The organism is Amycolatopsis sp. lyj-108, assembly GCF_046549005.1.
GTDB lineage: Bacteria > Actinomycetota > Actinomycetes > Mycobacteriales > Pseudonocardiaceae > Amycolatopsis.
This window is the reverse complement of the sequence record NZ_JAJPWQ010000001.1, coordinates 1,259,536-1,277,631: the sequence shown is the minus strand read 5'-3', so window position 1 is coordinate 1,277,631 and position 18,096 is coordinate 1,259,536. Positions and strand designations below refer to the sequence as shown.

The 18,096-nt window shown below is 68.7% G+C and carries 16 protein-coding genes and 2 pseudogenes; 8 read left to right on the top strand and 10 right to left on the bottom strand.

The window, feature by feature from the left end; translation table 11 throughout:
* Nucleotides 1-277: 277 nt before the first annotated feature.
* Nucleotides 278-475: pseudogene (locus ACLJO0_RS06285) on the top strand (cold-shock protein); the annotation flags it as partial.
* Nucleotides 476-505: 30 nt separating this feature from the next.
* The gene (locus tag ACLJO0_RS06280) at nucleotides 506-1,225 is read left to right on the top strand and encodes a cold-shock protein (RefSeq protein ID WP_410576984.1); all 720 of its coding nucleotides are present in this window, start codon (nucleotides 506-508) and stop codon (nucleotides 1,223-1,225) included.
* A gap of 201 nt (nucleotides 1,226-1,426) precedes the next feature.
* On the opposite strand, the pseudogene ACLJO0_RS06275 reads toward ACLJO0_RS06280, so the two are convergent.
* Nucleotides 1,427-2,006, bottom strand: a pseudogene (locus ACLJO0_RS06275) (IS5 family transposase); the annotation flags it as partial.
* A gap of 334 nt (nucleotides 2,007-2,340) precedes the next feature.
* Nucleotides 2,341-4,110: a chitinase gene (locus tag ACLJO0_RS06270; protein ID WP_410576927.1), complete on the bottom strand. Its 1,770-nt coding sequence runs from the start codon at nucleotides 4,108-4,110 to the stop codon at nucleotides 2,341-2,343.
* A 243-nt stretch (nucleotides 4,111-4,353) separates the two neighbouring features.
* Between ACLJO0_RS06270 and ACLJO0_RS06265 the strand changes: the two genes are divergently transcribed.
* Nucleotides 4,354-4,980: a sigma-70 family RNA polymerase sigma factor gene (locus ACLJO0_RS06265; protein ID WP_410576926.1), complete on the top strand. Its 627-nt coding sequence runs from the start codon at nucleotides 4,354-4,356 to the stop codon at nucleotides 4,978-4,980.
* Here the strand turns inward: ACLJO0_RS06265 and ACLJO0_RS06260 are convergent.
* The 5 genes from ACLJO0_RS06260 to ACLJO0_RS06240 all read right to left on the bottom strand — a co-directional run bounded on the left by ACLJO0_RS06260 (nucleotide 4,977) and on the right by ACLJO0_RS06240 (nucleotide 9,033).
* Nucleotides 4,977-5,624, bottom strand: a complete 648-nt coding sequence (locus ACLJO0_RS06260; protein ID WP_410576925.1) for a response regulator — start codon at nucleotides 5,622-5,624, stop codon at nucleotides 4,977-4,979. The genes ACLJO0_RS06265 and ACLJO0_RS06260 overlap by 4 nt on opposite strands.
* Nucleotides 5,621-7,168, bottom strand: coding sequence for a GAF domain-containing protein (locus ACLJO0_RS06255; protein ID WP_410576924.1), 1,548 nt, complete (start codon nucleotides 7,166-7,168; stop codon nucleotides 5,621-5,623). The genes ACLJO0_RS06260 and ACLJO0_RS06255 overlap by 4 nt, the downstream gene beginning before the upstream one ends.
* A gap of 31 nt (nucleotides 7,169-7,199) precedes the next feature.
* On the bottom strand, nucleotides 7,200-7,679 hold the full coding sequence (locus ACLJO0_RS06250) for a pyridoxamine 5'-phosphate oxidase family protein (RefSeq protein WP_410576983.1): 480 nt from the start codon (nucleotides 7,677-7,679) through the stop codon (nucleotides 7,200-7,202).
* A gap of 129 nt (nucleotides 7,680-7,808) precedes the next feature.
* On the bottom strand, nucleotides 7,809-8,240 hold the full coding sequence (locus ACLJO0_RS06245) for a nitroreductase family deazaflavin-dependent oxidoreductase (protein WP_410576923.1): 432 nt from the start codon (nucleotides 8,238-8,240) through the stop codon (nucleotides 7,809-7,811).
* 10 nt (nucleotides 8,241-8,250) lie between these two features.
* The gene (locus ACLJO0_RS06240) at nucleotides 8,251-9,033 is read right to left on the bottom strand and encodes a TetR/AcrR family transcriptional regulator C-terminal domain-containing protein (RefSeq protein WP_410576922.1); all 783 of its coding nucleotides are present in this window, start codon (nucleotides 9,031-9,033) and stop codon (nucleotides 8,251-8,253) included.
* A gap of 78 nt (nucleotides 9,034-9,111) precedes the next feature.
* On the opposite strand from ACLJO0_RS06240, the gene ACLJO0_RS06235 reads away from it, so the two are divergent.
* Entirely contained in the window at nucleotides 9,112-11,373 is a 2,262-nt protein-coding gene (locus ACLJO0_RS06235; RefSeq protein ID WP_410576921.1) for an ATP-binding cassette domain-containing protein, read from the top strand.
* A gap of 49 nt (nucleotides 11,374-11,422) precedes the next feature.
* On the opposite strand, the gene ACLJO0_RS06230 is transcribed toward ACLJO0_RS06235, so the two are convergent.
* Entirely contained in the window at nucleotides 11,423-12,283 is an 861-nt protein-coding gene (locus ACLJO0_RS06230; RefSeq protein WP_410576920.1) for a hypothetical protein, read from the bottom strand.
* Between the two features lie 138 nt (nucleotides 12,284-12,421).
* Between ACLJO0_RS06230 and ACLJO0_RS06225 the strand changes: the two genes are divergently transcribed.
* The 4 genes from ACLJO0_RS06225 (at nucleotide 12,422) to ACLJO0_RS06210 (ending at nucleotide 15,695) form a co-directional block, all read left to right on the top strand.
* On the top strand, nucleotides 12,422-13,555 hold the full coding sequence (locus ACLJO0_RS06225; protein ID WP_410576919.1) for a metallophosphoesterase: 1,134 nt from the start codon (nucleotides 12,422-12,424) through the stop codon (nucleotides 13,553-13,555).
* A gap of 124 nt (nucleotides 13,556-13,679) precedes the next feature.
* Nucleotides 13,680-14,324, top strand: coding sequence for a DUF998 domain-containing protein (locus tag ACLJO0_RS06220; RefSeq protein WP_410576918.1), 645 nt, complete (start codon nucleotides 13,680-13,682; stop codon nucleotides 14,322-14,324).
* A gap of 23 nt (nucleotides 14,325-14,347) precedes the next feature.
* Nucleotides 14,348-15,145, top strand: coding sequence for an alpha/beta fold hydrolase (locus ACLJO0_RS06215; protein ID WP_410576917.1), 798 nt, complete (start codon nucleotides 14,348-14,350; stop codon nucleotides 15,143-15,145).
* A gap of 10 nt (nucleotides 15,146-15,155) precedes the next feature.
* Complete coding sequence (locus tag ACLJO0_RS06210) at nucleotides 15,156-15,695, top strand: O-acetyl-ADP-ribose deacetylase (protein WP_410576916.1); 540 nt, start codon at nucleotides 15,156-15,158, stop codon at nucleotides 15,693-15,695.
* Between the two features lie 132 nt (nucleotides 15,696-15,827).
* On the opposite strand, the gene ACLJO0_RS06205 is transcribed toward ACLJO0_RS06210, so the two are convergent.
* A complete protein-coding gene (locus ACLJO0_RS06205; RefSeq protein WP_410576915.1) occupies nucleotides 15,828-16,811 on the bottom strand; it encodes a hypothetical protein in 984 nt (327 codons plus the stop codon).
* Entirely contained in the window at nucleotides 16,808-18,052 is a 1,245-nt protein-coding gene (locus tag ACLJO0_RS06200) for an MFS transporter (protein WP_410576914.1), read from the bottom strand. The genes ACLJO0_RS06205 and ACLJO0_RS06200 overlap by 4 nt, the downstream gene beginning before the upstream one ends.
* Nucleotides 18,053-18,096: the final 44 nt, after the last annotated feature.

Sequence of the window (18,096 nt, the reverse complement as noted above, 5' to 3'; positions counted from 1 at the left end):
GCGGCGCCGATGGGGTTCTTGGTGTGCCTCGCGGGTCAAGACGTGTTGCGAAAGTGGCTTTCGCAACCGCCTCCTGCACCGAAGACCCCCAGGCCGCAGTACATGAAGGACCCCTTCCTTGCGCCTAAGACCTGGTCTCAAAACTCGGCGTGTCGCTAGGTGGACCAACGGCCCGCCCCTGGCTCCGCACTGCCCGACTGTGGGCCCGGCCCGACGGACCGGAGGTCTGTCAGAGAGACTGGGGGCCAGTGCCCGCCCTCTCGACCTGGAGCCTTTTATGCCGCAAGGGACCGTCCGTTGGTTCGACGCCGAACGGGGTTTCGGCTTCCTCGCGCCCGAGGACGGCTCGCCGGACGTGTTCGTGCACGCCTCCGAGATCGTCGGGGACGGCGGCGCGAAAGTGCTCCGCGAGGGTCAGGCCGTCGTGTTCGAGGTCGGCGAGAACGACCGCGGGCCCGAGGCGCTGCGCGTTCGCGTCACCGCCGATGCGGCCACCGGCAGCGCCGTGGGCCTGCTCGGCACCGTCAACTGGTACGAGCCGGGCAAGGGGTACGGCTTCGCGTCGCCGGACGGCGGCGGCGCCGACATCTTCGTGCACAGCTCCGCCATCGTGACCGGCGGCGTGGTCACCGAGGGGCAGCGGGTGGCCTTCCTGATCGTCGAAGGCGAGCGCGGCCCGCAGGCCGAGCACGTGATCCCGCTGGGAGCAGGGGCAGGCTCACCCGCTGCGGCTGGTATCGCGGACGATGCCGACGGCACGGTGGCCTGGTACGACGAGGACAAGGGCTTCGGCTTCATCAACCCCGACTCCGGCGCCGGGGACGTCTTCGTTCACGCCCGGGCCCTGGCCGAGGGGCTGACATGGCTCGCGGAGGGCGACCGCGTCGCCTACGAGGTGGCTAGTGGAGACAAGGGCCCGCAGGCCCGCGACGTGCACCTGGTCCGGGGCACCGAGCCGCAGACGGCGCCGCAGCGGTCGGCACCTGCCGCGGCCGCGGGGCCGGCGGCGCGGGACGTGCCCGTACGAGGCGGCGAGGGCGTCGTCGCGCGCTACGACGACGACCGCGGCTTCGGCTTCATCACCCCGGACGCAGGCGGCGACGATCTCTTCGCCCACGTGTCCGTGATCATGGGGTCGGAGCCGCTGCAGAAGGGTGACCGGGTCCGGTACACGGTGCGTCAGAGCGACCGAGGCCCGCAGGCCGACCGCATCGAACGCCTCTGAAGAGGCGGCCCCACCGATGGCTGATCACTTCCCGACGAGAGTGCTCGTTCATCCCCGTCGATGGTGCCGTCAGCAACGCGGCTGCAGCCTCCTCCAGGAGATCGATCTCCCTCGTGGTGACGGGGCCCCGTGCCGCCCCGAGGACCTGCTCCGCGCTCAGAAGCTCACCAGTCACCCCCCACCCAACGACACAGAGCTACCGCCCTTGTCGGCGTGCAGCTTGTCCGGTCGGCATCGTGGCCGGCCCGCCCGGCCGTGGTGGCCGCGCACGGTCGGGTTCGTGTCCAGCAGCGGCTCGAACAGCATGCTGTCGTGGGTGTTTGCCGTCGACAACATGATGTGCAGCGGTAGCCCGTTCGCGTCGCACAGAACGTGGTACTTGGAGCCGGCTTTACCCCGGTCAGTGGGGCCGCGGCCGGTCAGCTCGCCCCCCTTTTCGACCGCACCGACACCGCGTCGATGCAGCCTCTGGTCCAGTCGAGCTCGTCGATGTTGGACAGCTCGTCGAGCACGAGCTGGTGCAGCCGGCCCCACACGCCGGCGTCCTGCCACTCACGTAACCGCCGCCACGCGGTGTGCCTGGACCCGCATCCGAGCTGCTCGGGTAGGTCTCGCCAGCGGCAGCCGGTGTCGAGCACGAACAAGATCCCCTCTAGCGCGGCACGGTCATCGATCCGGGCCGCCCACCCGGACCGCGCGGCGCTGGTCGGGACGGGATCAGGGGTTCGATCAGCTCCCAGAGCCGGTCTTCGACCCGCCGCTGCTGCGTCGTCTTCGCCACGACTCCCCACGATCGACGACCAGGACCGGCAGGTTACGCAGTCACACACCCTTAAGTTTTGAGACCAGGTCTAAGTACAGGAAGGGGTCCTTCACGGACCTGCGCAAGTAGGTGACTACTTGCGAAGAGGGCCTTCACGGCGGCGCCGATGGGGTTCTTGGTGTGCCTCGCGGGTCAAGACGTGTTGCGAAAGTGGCTTTCGCAACCGCCTCCTGCACCGAAGACCCCCAGGCCGCAGTACATGAAGGACCCCTTCCTTGCGCCTAGGTACAGGAAGGGGTCCTTCACGGACCTGCGCAAGTAGGTGACTACTTGCGAAGAAGACCGCAGGCCGTCAGGGCAGGGCGTTCAGGAACGGTTCGTGGGCGTTCTGGAACTCCCAGCCGTAGTACCGGTCCCAGTTGATCGACCACGTCATCAGCCCCCGCAACGCCGGCGAAGCGCCGCCGCGCAAGGAATACGACCCGCAGCCGGAGTTCTTCACCAGGCAGTTCAGCGCCGAATGCACCGCGGCGGGCGCGGTGTGCCCGTTGCCCGCGCTCACCGCGGCCGGCAGACCGAACGCGATCTGGTCCTCACGCAGCCCCGGGAACCGGAATCCGGTCGAGGACACGGTGAAGCCCGCCTTGATCATGTCGGTCATCGCGATGTGGAAGTCCGCGCCGCCCATGAAGTGGTACTGGTTGTCCAGGCCCATCACCGGTCCGGAGTTGTAGTCCTGGACGTGCAAGACGGTCAGCGCGTCCCGCATCGCGTGGATCACCGGCAGGTACGAACCGGTCCGGTTGTCGGCGCCGCCGAGGCCGCCGTAGTACTGGTAGCCGGTCTGCACGAAGAACGTTTCAGGCGCCATCGTGAGGACGAATCCCGCTCCATACTTGGCTTTCAGCGTCTTCAGCGCCGAAATGAGGTTGACGATCACCGGCGTGGTCGGGTTGCGGAAGTCGTTGTCACCGGAGTTGAGGTACAGCGAGTGGCCCTCGAAGTCGATGTCGAGTCCGTTCAACCCATACCGGTCGATGATCGCGGAGACCGAACTGACGAAAGCGTCACGCGCCGCGGTCGTGGTCAGCTGGACCTGGCCGTTCTGGCCACCGATGGAGATCAGCACCTTCTTGCCCTGCGCCTGCTTCGCGCGGATCGCGGCGATGAAGTCCGCGTCGCTTTCCACAGTCGGGCATTCCGCCACCGGGCACCGCGTGAAGCGGATGTCGCCGGAGGTCACCGAAGTCGGCTCGCCGAAGGCCAGGTTGATGATGTCCCACGCCGCCGGGACGTCGGCCATCCGCGTGTAGCCGGAGCCGTTGGCGAAGCTCGCGTGCAGGTAGCCGATCAGCGCGTGTTTCGGCAGGCCGGTGTCGACGCAGCCGGAAGTCGTGGCGCTCGCCTCCGTCGTCTTCGGCGATTCGCCCGTGCTGTTGTACGCGGCCACCGAGTAGTTGTGCGAGGAACAGGCCGTCAGCCCCGAGATCGTCGCCGAAGTCCCGGTCACCGTCGCGACCACGGTCCCGCCCTCGTACACGCGGTAGCCGGTCACCGTGCCCGCCGAGGCACCCCACGACAGCGCGATCGACGAGTTCGTCACCGCGCCCACGGCCGGATTTCCCGGCGTCGGGGGCGCGCCGGGGGTGCCACCGCCGGGCCCGTCGAGGCTGATGTCGTCCGCGTAGAAGGTGCCCGACCCGTACCAGCCGTGGACGTACACCTCCGCCGTCGTCTGCGTGGCCGACGTCGTGAACGAGAGCGACAGCTGCGTGTACGAGGTCGCCGCCGTCCAGGTCGACGGCCCGCCCGTGACCCCGAGGTACACCGGGTTCCCGTTCACCCATGCGGAAACCGCGTAGGTCGTGTTCGGCCGGACGGACACCGTCTGTGCGCATTTCCCGGTCGTCGAGCCGGGCGTGACCGAAACGGCGTAACCGCCCGAGCGGACCGGGGTGCTCACGGCCGCGCCCGCCGCGCAGGACCAGCCGGACGTCGAGCCCGCCTCGAAGCCGGGGTTGAGGAGCAGGTTGGCCGCGTTCGCGGTGCCGCCGCCCGTGATCAGGCCGGTGAAGGTGAGCACCAAAACGGCCAGAAAGGCCAAGGATCTGGAACGCCTCATCGCGATTCCTCCCTGAAAGGGCGGCCTGCCGCCGCGCTGGGCTAATTGTCTAGACCAATCTGGCGAAAGTCCATACCCCGAGGACACCAGGGCCTAAAGACCCGACTACTCCGGGCTGCTGTACCGGTGTGACGCGCGAGCGCGCTCCGTAACGTCGGCATGGCCAAAGAAGGCTGGGGGCTTTCGAGAGGTGGGGACGATGGGAACGCACAGGCATATGCCGAGAACGGCCCATCCGGCGTGATGACCGTGACAGCCGTGCGCCCGGCATATCAGCCCCGGCCGGGAGAGCCGGACGGCGAAATGATCCGCGCGGCGATCAGTGGTGACCAGCGTGCCGTGGGAAACCTGCTGACGCTTCTCCGGCCGATCGTGTTCCGGTACTGCGCGGGCAGGCTGGGCACGACACGTGGGGTCTCCAGCGCCGAGGACTGCGCGCAGGAGGTCCTCATGGCCGTCCTCGTCGCCTTGCCGCGCTACAACTACCAGGACAGCAGCTTCCTGCCGTACGTCTTCGGGATCGCCTCGCACAAGGTCGCCGACGTCCGCCGGAGTCTCGCCCGCGACCCGTCCGCGCCGGTGCCCGATCCGGAGCCCGAACAGGACGGCCCCTGGAACCCGACGTTCGAAGAGGTCGAGAAGGCGGATCGCGGCCGCCGGTTGTCGCGGCTGTTCAAGGTCCTTTCGGCGAAGCAGCGCGACGTGCTGGTGCTGCGCGTGATCCACGGGTTCAGCGCCGAGGAGACCGCCGTCGCGCTGGGCATGGCGAGCGCGGGCGCCGTCCGCGTCACCCAGCACAGGGCGCTCAACGAACTTCGCCGGGTGCTGCGCGATGATCCCGATTTCGCCGGCGAGTTCACGATCTTCTAGACGATGGGCTTGCGACGCTGAGAGGCGTAGACGGCCGCGGCGGTACGGCGTTCGAAACCGAGCTTGTGCAGCAAGGACGACACGTAGTTCTTGACCGTCTTCTCCGCCAGGTACAGCTTTTCCGCGATCTGGCGGTTGGTCAGCCCGTCGGCGATGTGGTCGAGCACCCGCCGCTCCTGCGGGCTCAGCTGTTCGTAACGCGGGTCCGGGGCGTCGCTCTCGCCACGCAGCCGGTTCATCACCGACGCGGTCAGCGTGCTGTCCAGGAGCGATCCTCCCGCGGCGACGGTGCGGACGGCCTTGACGAGCGCACTGCCGGAGACCTGTTTGAGCATGTACCCGGCCGCGCCTGCCATGATCGCGCCGAACAACGCGTCGTCGTCCGAATAGGACGTCAGCATCAGGCAGGCGGGCGGCGGATCGATGGACCCCCGGATCTCCCGGCAGACGCTGACCCCCTCACCGTCCGGAAGCCGGACGTCGAGCACCGCGACCTGCGGTTTGACCGCGGGGATCCGCACGTAGGCCTCGGCGGCCGTGGACGCCTCGCCGACCACCGTGAGATCTTCTTCCGCTTCGAAGACGGTCTTCAGCCCGGTGCGTACGAGTTCGTGATCGTCCAGCAGGAACACCGAAATCGTCATCCCACACTCCCCTGTCGGGTCGGCAGCTCCACCGACCAGCCGAGCCTCGTCCCGCCTTCCGGCCTCGCTTCGACGGCGAAGGCGCCGTTCCAGCGGGCCGCGCGTTCGGCGAGGTTCGCCACGCCGCTGCGATGGCCGGGTTCGGCGGGCATGCCGACGCCGTCGTCCACCACCGAAAGCTCCAGCCGCCGCCCGTCGCGATCGACAGAGACGTCGACCGACACCGCCGTCGCCGCCGCGTGTCTGACCACATTGGACAGTGCTTCCCGCAGGGTCGCGATGAGGTCCGAGCGGACCGTGTCCGGCACGGCCGAGTCGAGCGGCCCGGCGAAGCCGACCCTCGGCTCGGACGCGCAGCCCGCGTCGAGCGCGACGCGCAGCAACTCCGACCGGAGGCTGCCCTGCGCCTCGGCCGGTTCCTGCAGCGAAAAGATGCTGTTGCGGATCTCGCGGATCGTGCGGTCGATCTCGTGCGCGAAACCGGCCACGCGGTCGGAGACCGCGGACTCGCCCGTCAACTTGCTGAGCCCCTCCAGGCCGAGCCCGATCGCGAACAGCCGCTGGATCACCAGGTCGTGCAGGTCGCGGGCGATCCGGTCGCGGTCCTCGAAGACGGCGAGCCGCTGCCTGTCCTGCTGCGCGCGGGCGAATTCGACCGCGAGCGCGGCGTGCGCGGCGAAGGTCTCGGCGAGCTGCACGTCGTAGGCGGAGAACGGGGCCTTGTCGCGGAACTTCGCCACCAGCAGGACGCCGAGCTTCTCCTCCCCGACGATCAGCGGGACGGCGACCGTGGAATCCAGGTCCTTGATCATCGCGGGCATCGTGACGCCGCGGCCGCCCTGGTGCTCGATCACCTTGTCGCCGTACTCCCGGACCACGACGGGTTTACCGCTCGTGTACGCCAGCCCGGTCGCGGTGCCCTCGGTCGGCACGGTGACCCCGGCGATCCGGTCGGCGTCCGGCCCCGGCGGCTCGACGATCTCGAAGACCAGCATCCCGTCACCACGCGGACGGGCGACCGCGCCCGCGGTGCCACCTGCGACGACACGCGCGCGTTCGGCGATCAGGTGCAGGGTCGCGGTCAGATCCTGGTCGGTCAGGAGCGCGCCGGTGACGTGATAGGAGGCTTCGAGCCAGCGTTCGCGCCGCTGCACCTGCTCGAACAACGCGGCGTTCTCGATCACCACACCGGCCGCCGCGGTGAGCGCGACGAGAAGGTCCTCTTCGGATTCGGTGAACTCCTCGCCGTCCGGTTTGCGGGCGAGGTACAGCATCCCGAAGATGCGGCCGCGCATGCGGATCGGCACCACCCGGGACTCGTCCTCGGACGGCGGCCGCACCCAAGCGTCGCCGAAGCGGATGAACTCGTCCGAATCGAGCACGCTCAGCGCGCCGAACGGCGCACCGGTCAGCTCGCAGGCGGATTCGACCAGGCGCCGCAGGACGTCGGAGAGACTGAGATCGTGGGCGATCCCGGCCACCGCGTCCAGAATCCTGGGCGCCTTGGCGTCACTCGCCGCACTCACCCGCCGCACTGGCGTCACCGTCCCGGAGTAACTCCCCGGGCAGTGGGGGTCAGGAATGACAAACGCGCCCGGATCGCTCATCTGGTGCGTCGATCACGGACAGTGCTTCGTTACCGCGACCGCCGAGGATCCTCCGACCGGTGACCGACTCGACCGGGATGCGGAGATAGCGCGCGTCCGTCTGACCAGTCCAGCGGCACAGCGGCAAGGTCTCGAGCTCGGCGATCACGATCGGATCACGCACCTCGGCGGCGCGGCCGAGGACGGTCACGAACCAGCCCTTCCCGAGATCCGCGGAGAACTCGTCGACCGCGAACGCCACCACACTGTCGAGTATCCCGGCGAACAACGCGCTCTGTGACGGCGTCCGGACCACGATCGCGCCGTGGTGGAGCGCGAACCGCGCGGGCTGGATCGCCGGCAGGGCGCGGGAGGTGAACACCACCCGGCCCAGCCCGGCGCCCGCGAGCAGTGACAGGCACTGCTCGCGATCGAGCACCTCGAGACCCAAGGAGTCGGACATCGGCATCCCCGCGCTCTCGTCGTGTACTACGTCGAGATCCACGGTCCCCGGCTTACCGACTCGCCGGTAGGGCCGATGGACCCGGCCCGTGCGGGGGATGCCAGCCACTCACGACCCGCTGTACCGGACGCGCACTTACGCCTTGGGCGACAGCAGCACCACGGGGATCTCCCGTTCGGTCTTGGTCTGGTACTGCGCGTAGTTCTTGTAGTCCGCGGTGATCTTGGGCCACAGGCGGGCGCGCTGCTCGGTGTCGGCGACGCTCGCGACCATCGGCCGCGGGCTTTCGCCCTTAAGGGTGACCTGAACGTCCGGGTTGTCGCGGAGGTTGAGAAACCATGCCGGGTGCTGGTCGTCGCCACCGCGGGACGCCACGATGACGTACGCGTCGCCCTCCCGCAGCGGCGAGGTCAGCAGCACGGTGCGCGGCTGACCGGATTTGCGGCCGATGGTGGTCAGTTCCAGCACGGTCATCCCGGCGACCTGCCAGCCGGCGCGGCCGCCGCTGACCTTCTGGATGACGCGATGGACGGCGTTCATGGTCTTCAAGGCGAAATCACTGGGCATGCGGAGAAGGCTACTCCGCTTTCATCGCGACTTCGATTCCGTCCAGGAGAACGGCCAGCGAGAACTCGAAGGCCTCCCTCGCCTCCTGCTCCAGATAGGACACGGTCTCGTCCTCCATCCGGAACGCCTGCTCGCTCTCCATCCAGGTCAGCGTCGGGAACCGCTCGGCGAAGTCCGGCGAAACCTCCCGCAGTTGCGCGGACCGCGCGTACCACCACTCGTCGTCGGTCTGCCCTGTCACCTTTTCGGCCAGGCGCGACTCCGATGCCGTCCTGGCGGGCTCGCGCACGCACGAGTACAGCGCGCTGACCAGCCGTCGCAGCGCCGCCGGGCGCAATCCGGTCCGGCGCAGGATCTTCACCAGCGCCTCCAGTACGACATACTCGTTCGGCCCCAGCACCGGCCGCGCCTGCGAGACCTGGAGAACCCAGGGATGCCGCAGGTAGAAGTCCCACAGGTCCTCGGCCCAGCGCGCGGCGTCGGCCCGCCAGTCTTCCCCGTCGTAGGAACCCGTCAGCTCGGCGAGCGCCTTGTCGTACATGAGGTCGAGCAGCTCGCTCTTGCTGGGGACATAGGTGTACAGCGCCATGGCCGTGCGGCCGAGCCTGTCCCCGACGGCACGCATCGAAAGGCCCGCCATGCCTTCGGCGTCCGCGATGGCGATGGCGGTTTCGACGATCAGCTCCACCGAAAGCCCCGGTTTGGGGCCTGGCCGCTCGGCGTCCGGCGACTCGGTCCGCCACAGCAGTGCCATCGACCGCCAGGGGTCTCCTTGAGCCGCGTAGACGACCACTTGCAAACTCCTTACAGCATAAACCAACCTCTGCTACCCTCACTTTACAGGCTAAAGAGTTCCAACAAGGGGAGAGCCATGCCTTCGGCCGCCGACAGCCACGACATGATCCAGGTGCGCGGAGCCAGAGAGAACAACCTCGCCGACGTCTCGGTCGACATCCCCAAACGCCGCCTCACCGTCTTCACCGGTGTCTCGGGCTCGGGGAAGTCGTCCTTGGTGTTCGGCACCATCGCCGCGGAATCACAGCGGCTGATCAACGAGACCTACACCGCGTTCATCCAGTCCTTCATGGCCCCGGTCGGACGGCCGGACGTGGACGCGCTGCGGAACCTGAGCGCCGCGATCGTCGTCGACCAGGAGCGGATGGGCGCCAACTCGCGGTCCACGGTCGGCACCGCGACCGACGCGCACACGATGCTGCGGATCGTCTTCAGCAGGCTGGGACAGCCGCACATCGGGACTTCGGGGGCGTTCAGCTTCAACCTTCCCGAGGGGATGTGCCCCGAATGCGAGGGGCTGGGGAAGGTCTCCACCATCGACATCGACCAGCTCGTCGACAAGGAGCTTTCGCTCGACGAAGGGGCGATCACCGTCCCGAACTTCGCGCCCGGCAGCTGGTACTGGAAGGGGCTGGCGGAAGCCGGCTTCGTCGACCCGGCGGTGAAGCTGAAGGACTACACGCCGCAGCAGTGGGAAGACTTCATGCACAAACCCGCCACCAAGATGAAGCTCGGCGGGATGAACACCACCTACGAAGGCCTGCTGGTGAAGGTCCAGCGGCTGTTCCTGTCGAAGGACAAGGAGTCGATGCAGGCGCACGGCCGGGCTTTCGTGGACCGCGCGTTCACCTTCGAACTGTGCCCGGCGTGCGAAGGCGCCCGGCTGAACCAGGCGGCGCTGTCGTCGAAGATCGAGGGCCTGAACATCGCCGACTGCTCGTCGATGCAGATCAGCGATCTGGCCGATTTCGTCCGCAAGATCGACGATCCGTCGGTCGGCCCGCTGATGCAGACACTGCGCGGCACCCTCGAGTCGCTCGTGGAGATCGGCCTCGGCTACCTGAGTCTCGACCGTGAATCCGGGACGCTCTCGGGCGGGGAGGCGCAGCGCGTGAAGATGGTGCGGCACCTGGGTTCCAGCCTCACGGACGTCACCTATGTCTTCGACGAACCGACCGTCGGCCTGCACCCCCACGACATCCAGCGCATGAACGGCCTGCTGCTTCTCCTGAAGGACAAGGGGAACACGGTGCTCGTCGTCGAGCACAAGCCGGAGACCATCGAGATCGCCGACCACGTCGTCGACCTCGGTCCCGGCGCCGGGCCGAACGGCGGGCAGATCTGCTTCACCGGCGACGTCGCCGGGCTGCGCGCGTCCGGCACGCTGACCGGACGGCATCTGGACCACCGGGCGCGGCTGCGCACCGACGTCCGCGTGGCACGCGGGCAGATCCCGATCCGGAACGCGACCAGGCACAACCTGCGCGGTGTCGACGTCGACATCCCGCTGGGCGTGCTGACGGTGGTCACCGGGGTCGCCGGTTCGGGCAAGAGCTCACTCATCCACGGTTCACTGTCCACAAGGGACGACGTGGTGGTGCTCGACCAGTCGGCCATCCGCGGCTCGCGGCGGAGCAACCCGGCGACCTACACCGGCCTGCTCGACCCGATCCGCACCGCGTTCGCCAAGGCCAACGGCGTCAAGGCGGCCCTCTTCAGCGCGAACTCCGAAGGCGCCTGCCCGAAGTGCAAGGGCATCGGCCTGATCTACACCGACCTGGCGATGATGGCCGGGGTGGCGACGGTCTGCGAGGAATGCGAGGGCAAGCGGTTCACCGCGGAGGTGCTGACGTACACGTTGCGGGGCAAGAACATCAGCGAGGTCCTCGCGATGCCGGTCGCCGAGGCACGCGAGTTCTTCACCTCGGGTCAGGCGCGGACGATCCTGGACCGGCTCTCCGACGTCGGCCTCGGCTATCTCGGGCTCGGACAACCGCTCACGACGCTGTCCGGCGGCGAACGGCAGCGGATCAAACTGGCCATCCGGATGGCGGAGAAGTCCGCGACCTACGTCCTCGACGAGCCGACCACCGGCCTGCACCTCGCCGACGTCGACCAGTTGCTGGGGCTGCTCGACCGGCTCGTCGACGACGGGAACACGGTGGTCGTCATCGAGCATCACCAGGCGGTGATGGCGCACGCCGATTGGATCGTCGATCTCGGGCCGGGCGCCGGTTCGGACGGGGGTCAGGTGGTGTTCACGGGGACTCCGGCCGATCTGGTCGCCTCCGGTGACACGCTCACGGCGCAGCACCTTCGCGCTTACGTGGGCCAGTAGCGCGCTATGAAAGGTCCTTTCCTTGCAAATTTTGCAAGGAAAGGACCTTTCATAGCACCCGGGACCGACGCCGAACCGCTTCACGAGCAGCCACCGCACCGATACGCCCCAGCACCACCAAAGCAAGCCCCGAAGTCACCATCTCCACAGGCGAAGCCGCCAGCGGCGAAACCCCGGTCACCGACTCCAGCCCGACGACAGCGGTCAGCACGGCGTAGGCACCGATCGCGGCCCACACCAGCCGCACACGCCGCCGTTCCGTCCAGTCCGCGAACCGCAGCAGCCACGCGAGTCCCGGCAGGATGAGGATCGCGTGCATCGCCACCGCGTGGAGTGGCTTCAGCGCGCCGGCGGTGATGTACGCGGCCTGCGGGTTCCCGCCTCGCGCCTCGACGACGCCGCTCGCGATCATCGCCGCACCCGCGCCGAGCGCCACCAGCAGCGCGACGAGCCCGGATCGCACCGCGAGCCGCATGCTCGGCGTGGTCTCCCCTTCGCCGCGCATCGCCGCGGCGGTGAACGAGATCGCCGTCAGGATGATCACGCCGCCGCCCGCCGCGAGCGTGGTCGACACCGCGTTGTCGAAGCCGGTCTCGAAGTTGAAATGCGACGGCACCCCGCGCCACGCCTGCATGCTCACCAGCACCGTCTCGACGACGCTCGCCGCGGTGAACACGCCGAGCAGCACGTTCCGCACCCGCGGCCGCACCGCGACGTACGAAGTCGCCCAGGCGACGGTGACCAGGGTCAGCCCGAACGACAGGCCGAACGTGACCGCTTTCCGCATCGACAACGGCCCGGTCCACGGACCACCGGACACGATCAGCACTCCCGCGTGCACGAGTCCGCTGAGGAACAGGAGTGCCCCGACCACGTAGGCGACGCGTTCGATCGTCCGCGATTCCTTCATGCCGAAGAGTGTCTTCCGGCTCGCGGCGAAAAGCGTCAGCCGTGAAGCGACATCGCGCGTACGCCCGCCGACGTACCTGAGAGGCCCCTCAGCGATGACGGCGGTAGAGACCATTGGTCTGTTAGTCTGGCCGACATCATGCCCCGCATCCTTGTCCGCGTCGCCGCGCTGATCGCCGTTCTCGCCCTCCTGTTCGGTGTGCCGTGGTGGACGATCGTCGGCTCACCCGAACTCCCGGCCGCGCTCGAAGTCCTCGGCACGATCGTGTTCGCCGCCGCGGCGATCGCCGTGCCCGCATGCATGGTCCTCGGCCACGGCCCTTGGCAACGCGACCTCGCGGCGAAGATCGGCGACCTCTCCCTCGGGCTGATCTGGCTGCTGTTCTCCTTGTCGGTACTCGGAAACGTGCTGCGGCTCGTGCTCGCGGTGTCCGGAGTGGACAGTGCGGCGGGAATCGTGTCCGGGGTCGTCCTGGTGGCCTTCGCGGCGCTGGCGGCGTACGGGATGGCCGAAGCCCGGCGCGTGCCGAGGCTCAAGGAGCTCGACGTCGTACTCCCCCGGCTGGGCGCGGGCCTCGACGGTCTCCGTTTCGCGATCATCACCGACACCCATTTCGGCCCGCTGAACCGGACGAAATGGTCGGAGAAGGTCGTCGAGGTGGTGAACGAACTCGACGCCGACGTCGTCGCCCACGCGGGCGACCTCGCCGACGGTTCCGTCGCCAAACGCGCACAGCAGGTCGCGCCGCTCGGGAAGGTCCGGGCGAAACTCGGCAAGTTCTACATCACCGGCAATCACGAGTACTTCGGCGAGGCGCAGGCCTGGCTCGACCACATGCGCGACCTCGGCTGGGACACGCTGCACAACCGGCACGCGAAGGTCCACCAGGGCGGGGACACGCTCGTTTTCGCCGGGATCGACGACCCGACCGGCGCCGCCTCCGGCCTGCCCGGCCACGGCCCCGACCTCCCCGCCGCGCTCGACGGCGTCGCCGCGAGCACGCCGGTCGTCCTGCTCGCCCACCAGCCGAAGCAGGTCAAGCAGGCCGCCCAGGCGGGCATCGACCTCCAGATCTCCGGGCACACCCACGGCGGCCAGATCTGGCCGTTCCATCTCCTGGTCCGGCTCGATCAGCCCGTCCTGGCCGGGCTTTCGCGCCACGGCGAGCGCACGCAGCTCTACACGAGCCGGGGCACCGGCTTCTGGGGACCGCCACTGCGCGTCTTCGCGCCGAGCGAGATCACCCTCCTGACCTTGCGAAACAGCAAGTAGTCACCTGGTTGCGACACCTCCGGCGTCGCATCCGGCGCCACCGACAATTTTTTTTGTCTTGACAACCAAGACTTTCGGAGCGAGAGTTGTGCCCAACGAACTCCCGCCCCGAAAGGCCGAAACGATGACCATCGCCGCCACCCGGACCCATGTCGCACTCCCCGCCCGCGCCCTGCTCGCCTGCGGCGCGGTCTCGGGTCCCCTGTACTTCCTGACCACGCTCACCCAGGCCGCCGTCCGCGACGGTTTCGACGTGACGAAGCACCCGGCGAGCATGCTGAGCAACGGCGACGCCGGCTGGATCCAGGTGACGAACTTCCTGGTCACCGGCGTCCTGATGATCGCGGGCGCGATCGGCCTGAGCCGGACGCTCGAACCGGGCAGAGGCAGCACGTGGGGTCCACGACTGCTGGGCGTCTTCGGCGTCAGCCTGCTCTTCGCCGCGGTCTTCAAGGCCGACCCCGGCAACGGCTTCCCCGCGGGCAGCGGCCCGGGCACCATCAGCACCGCGGGTGTCCTGCACATGGCCGCCGGCTCGGTCGGCTTCCTCTCGCTGATCGTCGCGACCTTCGTGTTCGCGAGCCGCTTCTCCCGCGAGGGCCGCCGCGGCTGGGCCGTCTACTCCCGCGCCACCGGCATCGCGTTCTTCGCCTCCTTCGCCGGGATCAGCTCCGGCAACGCGAACGCCGTCGTGATGCTCGCCTTCTGGGCCACCGTGATGCTGGCCTGGGGCTGGGTCACCGCCGTCATCGTCCACACAAGCCGCTAGACAACCCTAGGAGAATTCCCGCCATGAGCACCGTGACCTCGCAAGACGGCACCACCATCGCCTACACCCGCACCGGCTCCGGCCCCGCCGTCATCCTGGTCGACGGCGCGATGTGCCACCGCGAGTTCGGCCCGGCCAAGCCGCTGGCCGCCGAACTGGCCGCGCACTTCACCGTCTACACCTACGACCGCCGCGGTCGCGGCGAAAGCGGCGACACCGCGCCGTTCTCCATCGCCCGCGAAGTCGAGGACATCGCGGCGCTGATCAAGGAAGCGGGCGGGACGGCGCACGTCTACGGCATCTCGTCCGGCGCCGCGCTCGCCCTCGAAGCCGCGAAAGCCGGGCTCCCGATCACGAAACTGGCGGTGTACGAATTCCCGCTGGTCGTCGACGACACCCGCCCGCCGGTGCCAGCCGACTACACCGAACGGCTCGAGAAGGCCATCGCCACTGGGCGGCCCGGCACCGCGATCAAGACCTTCATGCGTGAAGGTGTCCGCGTTCCGGCGCCGTTCGTGTTCATGATGCAGCTCATGCCCGCCTGGCCGAAGATGAAGACGGTCGCGCCGACCCTGCGCTACGACGCCGCGTTGTTCGACGGCCTGCACGACGGCACCCCGCTGCCCGAGGGCCGCTGGGCGGACGTTTCGGTGCCGACGCTGGTCATGGACGGCGGCAAGAGCCCCGCGTGGATCCGCAACGGCGTCGCCGCGCTGGCGAAGGCGGTGCCCGGCGCCGAGCACCGGACGATCGCAGGCCAGACGCATATGCTCAAGCCGAAGGCGGTGGCCCCGGTACTGATCGAGTACTTCAACGACTGACGGAGCGATCATGAAGATCGAACTGGTCGAAGGCGACATCACCGAACAGCAGGTCGACGTCGTGGTCAACGCCGCGAACTCGTCACTGCTCGGCGGAGGCGGGGTGGACGGCGCGATCCACCGCCGCGGCGGGCCGGAGATCCTCGCCGAATGCCGGGCACTGCGCGCGGGGCACTACGGCAAGGGACTGAAGACCGGAGAGGCGGTCGCCACCACGGCGGGCCGCCTTCCGGCGCGCTGGGTGGTGCACACCGTCGGGCCGGTGTGGTCCGATTCCGAAGACCGCTCGGCTCTACTGGCGGCGTGCCACCGCAACTCGCTGCACGTCGCCGCCGATCTCGGCGCGCACACCGTGGCCTTCCCCGCGATCTCGACCGGGATCTACCGGTGGCCGGTCGAATCCGCGGCGGAGATCGCCCTCGAGACCGTGCTGAGCACGCTTTCGGCCGGATCGTGTTCGGTGGAGCTGGTGCGGTTCGTGCTGTTCGGGAAGGCTGCGTACGACGTGTTCCTGGAGCAGGCGGAAGCGTTGGGCGTGGCTGGGTCGTGAGTGGCCCTCACTACCCTCCGGTGACCCCTTGAGCCCCAGGTGCAACACCAGTCACACTGGCGGCGCGTGAAGGACCCCATCCTTGCGCCTAGGTACAGGAAGGGGTCCTTCATGTACCTAGGAGAGGACCCACTACACACCCGCCGGCGACGCCCCCCGCTCCACCACCAGCCGGGCCGCCCCGTTCCCGTCCGCCGGAACCGCCCAGATCCCCGAGTCCAGCCCGTACGCGACGGTCCGGTCGTCGAGCCAGGCGGCCTGGTCGTCCACGCTCCGCGTCTCGGCCAGCAGGGTCTCCTGTCCGGAGGCCAGATCGAGGACCGCGAGCCGCCATGGCGCCGCGAGATCGGCGGAAACCCGTTTCTTGAAGGCGATCCGCTTCCCGTCCGGCGAAAGGGACGGGCATTCGACGTTCTCGCGGATCATCTTCGCGACGAGCTTCTCGTAGTCCGCCTCGACCAGGTACGTCTTCCCCTTCGTCCCCACGGTCGCGTAGAACCGCTTGCCGTCGGGAGTGAAGGTGATCCCCCAGTAGTTCACGTCGGACGAGTAGTACGGCTTGCCGTCGAGCAGGAGCCCCATCTCCTCGATGCTCTTCATCAGCTTCCCGGTCCTCAGGTCGAAGATCCCGGCCCTGGTCGAAAACCCGGTCTCCGCATAGGAATCGCCGTTGACGAACAGTGTCCAGTAGGCGAGTTTCCCGTCCGGCGAGACCCGGCCGCGGCTGGGGGTGCCGGGCAGTTCGATCCGGCGGATCTCGTTGAGGTCCTTGTCCAGCACGATGACGTCGGTCATCGGCGGCAGCACACCCGGCTGCGCGGACAGGCACAGCGCGGTCCCCGCCGAAGCGGCGAAGCGGTCACAGCTGAGCCCGGACACCTTCCGGGGTTCGCCCGGCCGGTCGACGGGGACGGTGGCGAGATGGCCGAAGTCGGGGCCTTCGGCGGTGTTGCGGAACAGCAGCTGTCCCTTGGCCTGCACCGAAACCGGCTGCCCGGTGACGACGGCGACCGAGTTCACCTCCGGCCCGCGGTCGCGAGAGTGGAGCCCGTAGCCGACAGCGGCGGCGATCAGGAGGACGACCGCCCCTGCCACACCCAGGATGCGCGCCCTCATGCGTGTGTCCTCAAAGGACGGATGACGGCGGCCGCGACGACCACCACGGCCAGCGCGCCGGCGGCGACCAGAACCGCGGCGTGCAGATCCCACGTGGTCCAGGCGAGTCCGAAAAGGACTGACGCGAGCATCCGCGTCGTCGCCTGCCCGGTCTGCACCAGCGCGAGTCCGCTCGCCCGCTGGTGCTCGGGCAGCAGCGGTCCGGCGGCGGCCATCAGGACCCCGTCGGTGGCGGCGTAGAAGACACCGTGCAACACCAGCGCCAATACGGCGAGGATGCCGCCGTCCACCGGTCCCAGCAGCGCCAGCAGCGCGACGACCAGCGCGACGTGTCCGCCGAGGAACACCTTCCAGCGGCCGATCCGGTCCGAAAGCCTGCCGAACGGCACGGCGAGCAGCAGGTACACGCCCGCGGTTCCCAGCGGCAGCAACGGAAAGAAGACCGCGCCGAGATCCCAGCGGCGCTGCAGTACGAGATAGAGGAACGAGTCGCTCAGGGTGACCAGGCCCAGCAACGCCGCCCACACGCAGATCCGGCGGAACGACGCCTGCCGGATCAGGCCGGCGGTCTCCCGCAGCGAGACCTTGGGCCGTACTGCGTTCGCTTTCGGCTGGTGGTCCTTGACCAGCACCAGCAGGATGATCACGCCGATCGCGGCGATGCAGAAGCTCGTGAAGAACACCGAGTCGTAGCTGCCGAGGCTGAGCCACAACACGGCCATCGCGACCAGCGGGCCGAGGAACGCGCCGAAGGTGTCCATCGCGCGGTGCACGCCGAACGCGCGGCCGAGATGTTCGGGTTCGCTGCTCAGCGTGATCAGCGCGTCCCGCGGCGCGGTCCGGACGCCTTTACCGGTGCGGTCGGCCGCGAGGACGGCGCCGATCGCGACGGTGGACGACCCCGCCAGCATCAGGCCGATCTTGCCCAGCGCCGAAAGCCCGTAACCGAAGCAGGCGACGGCTTTGAGCCGTTGCCACCGGTCCGCGAGATGCCCGCCGACGAGCCGGACCACGGCGGTGACGCCGGAGTAGAGGCCGTCGAGCACGCCGAACTGCAGCGGGCTCAGGCCGAGACCGAGAACGAGGTAGAGCGGGAGGACCGCGGTCACCATCTCCGACGAGATGTCGGTGACGAGACTGACCAGGCCGAGCGCGACGACGTTCCCGGTGACGGCCCGTTTCACCCCGCTCTTCGGGACGTCCGCCGCGGCGTCCGCTCCCCGACTGGTGGCTATGTACATGGGAGACCTCCTTCACGCGCACCGAACGACCGCAATCAGGTGCC

What these genes read in the sequence shown, in the direction of transcription:
- ACLJO0_RS06250 (WP_410576983.1), bottom strand. Translation starts at nt 7,679, where the DNA reads ATGCCGATGTCCGACTCCTTGGGTCTCGAGGTGCTCGATCGCGAGCAG.
- ACLJO0_RS06225 (WP_410576919.1), top strand. Translation starts at nt 12,422, where the DNA reads ATGCCCCGCATCCTTGTCCGCGTCGCCGCGCTGATCGCCGTTCTCGCC.
- ACLJO0_RS06230 (WP_410576920.1), bottom strand. Translation starts at nt 12,283, where the DNA reads ATGAAGGAATCGCGGACGATCGAACGCGTCGCCTACGTGGTCGGGGCA.
- ACLJO0_RS06260 (WP_410576925.1), bottom strand. Translation starts at nt 5,624, where the DNA reads ATGACGATTTCGGTGTTCCTGCTGGACGATCACGAACTCGTACGCACC.
- ACLJO0_RS06265 (WP_410576926.1), top strand. Translation starts at nt 4,354, where the DNA reads ATGACCGTGACAGCCGTGCGCCCGGCATATCAGCCCCGGCCGGGAGAG.
- ACLJO0_RS06270 (WP_410576927.1), bottom strand. Translation starts at nt 4,110, where the DNA reads ATGAGGCGTTCCAGATCCTTGGCCTTTCTGGCCGTTTTGGTGCTCACC.
- ACLJO0_RS06200 (WP_410576914.1), bottom strand. Translation starts at nt 18,052, where the DNA reads ATGTACATAGCCACCAGTCGGGGAGCGGACGCCGCGGCGGACGTCCCG.
- ACLJO0_RS06220 (WP_410576918.1), top strand. Translation starts at nt 13,680, where the DNA reads ATGACCATCGCCGCCACCCGGACCCATGTCGCACTCCCCGCCCGCGCC.
- ACLJO0_RS06245 (WP_410576923.1), bottom strand. Translation starts at nt 8,240, where the DNA reads ATGCCCAGTGATTTCGCCTTGAAGACCATGAACGCCGTCCATCGCGTC.
- ACLJO0_RS06205 (WP_410576915.1), bottom strand. Translation starts at nt 16,811, where the DNA reads ATGAGGGCGCGCATCCTGGGTGTGGCAGGGGCGGTCGTCCTCCTGATC.
- ACLJO0_RS06210 (WP_410576916.1), top strand. Translation starts at nt 15,156, where the DNA reads ATGAAGATCGAACTGGTCGAAGGCGACATCACCGAACAGCAGGTCGAC.
- ACLJO0_RS06235 (WP_410576921.1), top strand. Translation starts at nt 9,112, where the DNA reads ATGCCTTCGGCCGCCGACAGCCACGACATGATCCAGGTGCGCGGAGCC.
- ACLJO0_RS06215 (WP_410576917.1), top strand. Translation starts at nt 14,348, where the DNA reads ATGAGCACCGTGACCTCGCAAGACGGCACCACCATCGCCTACACCCGC.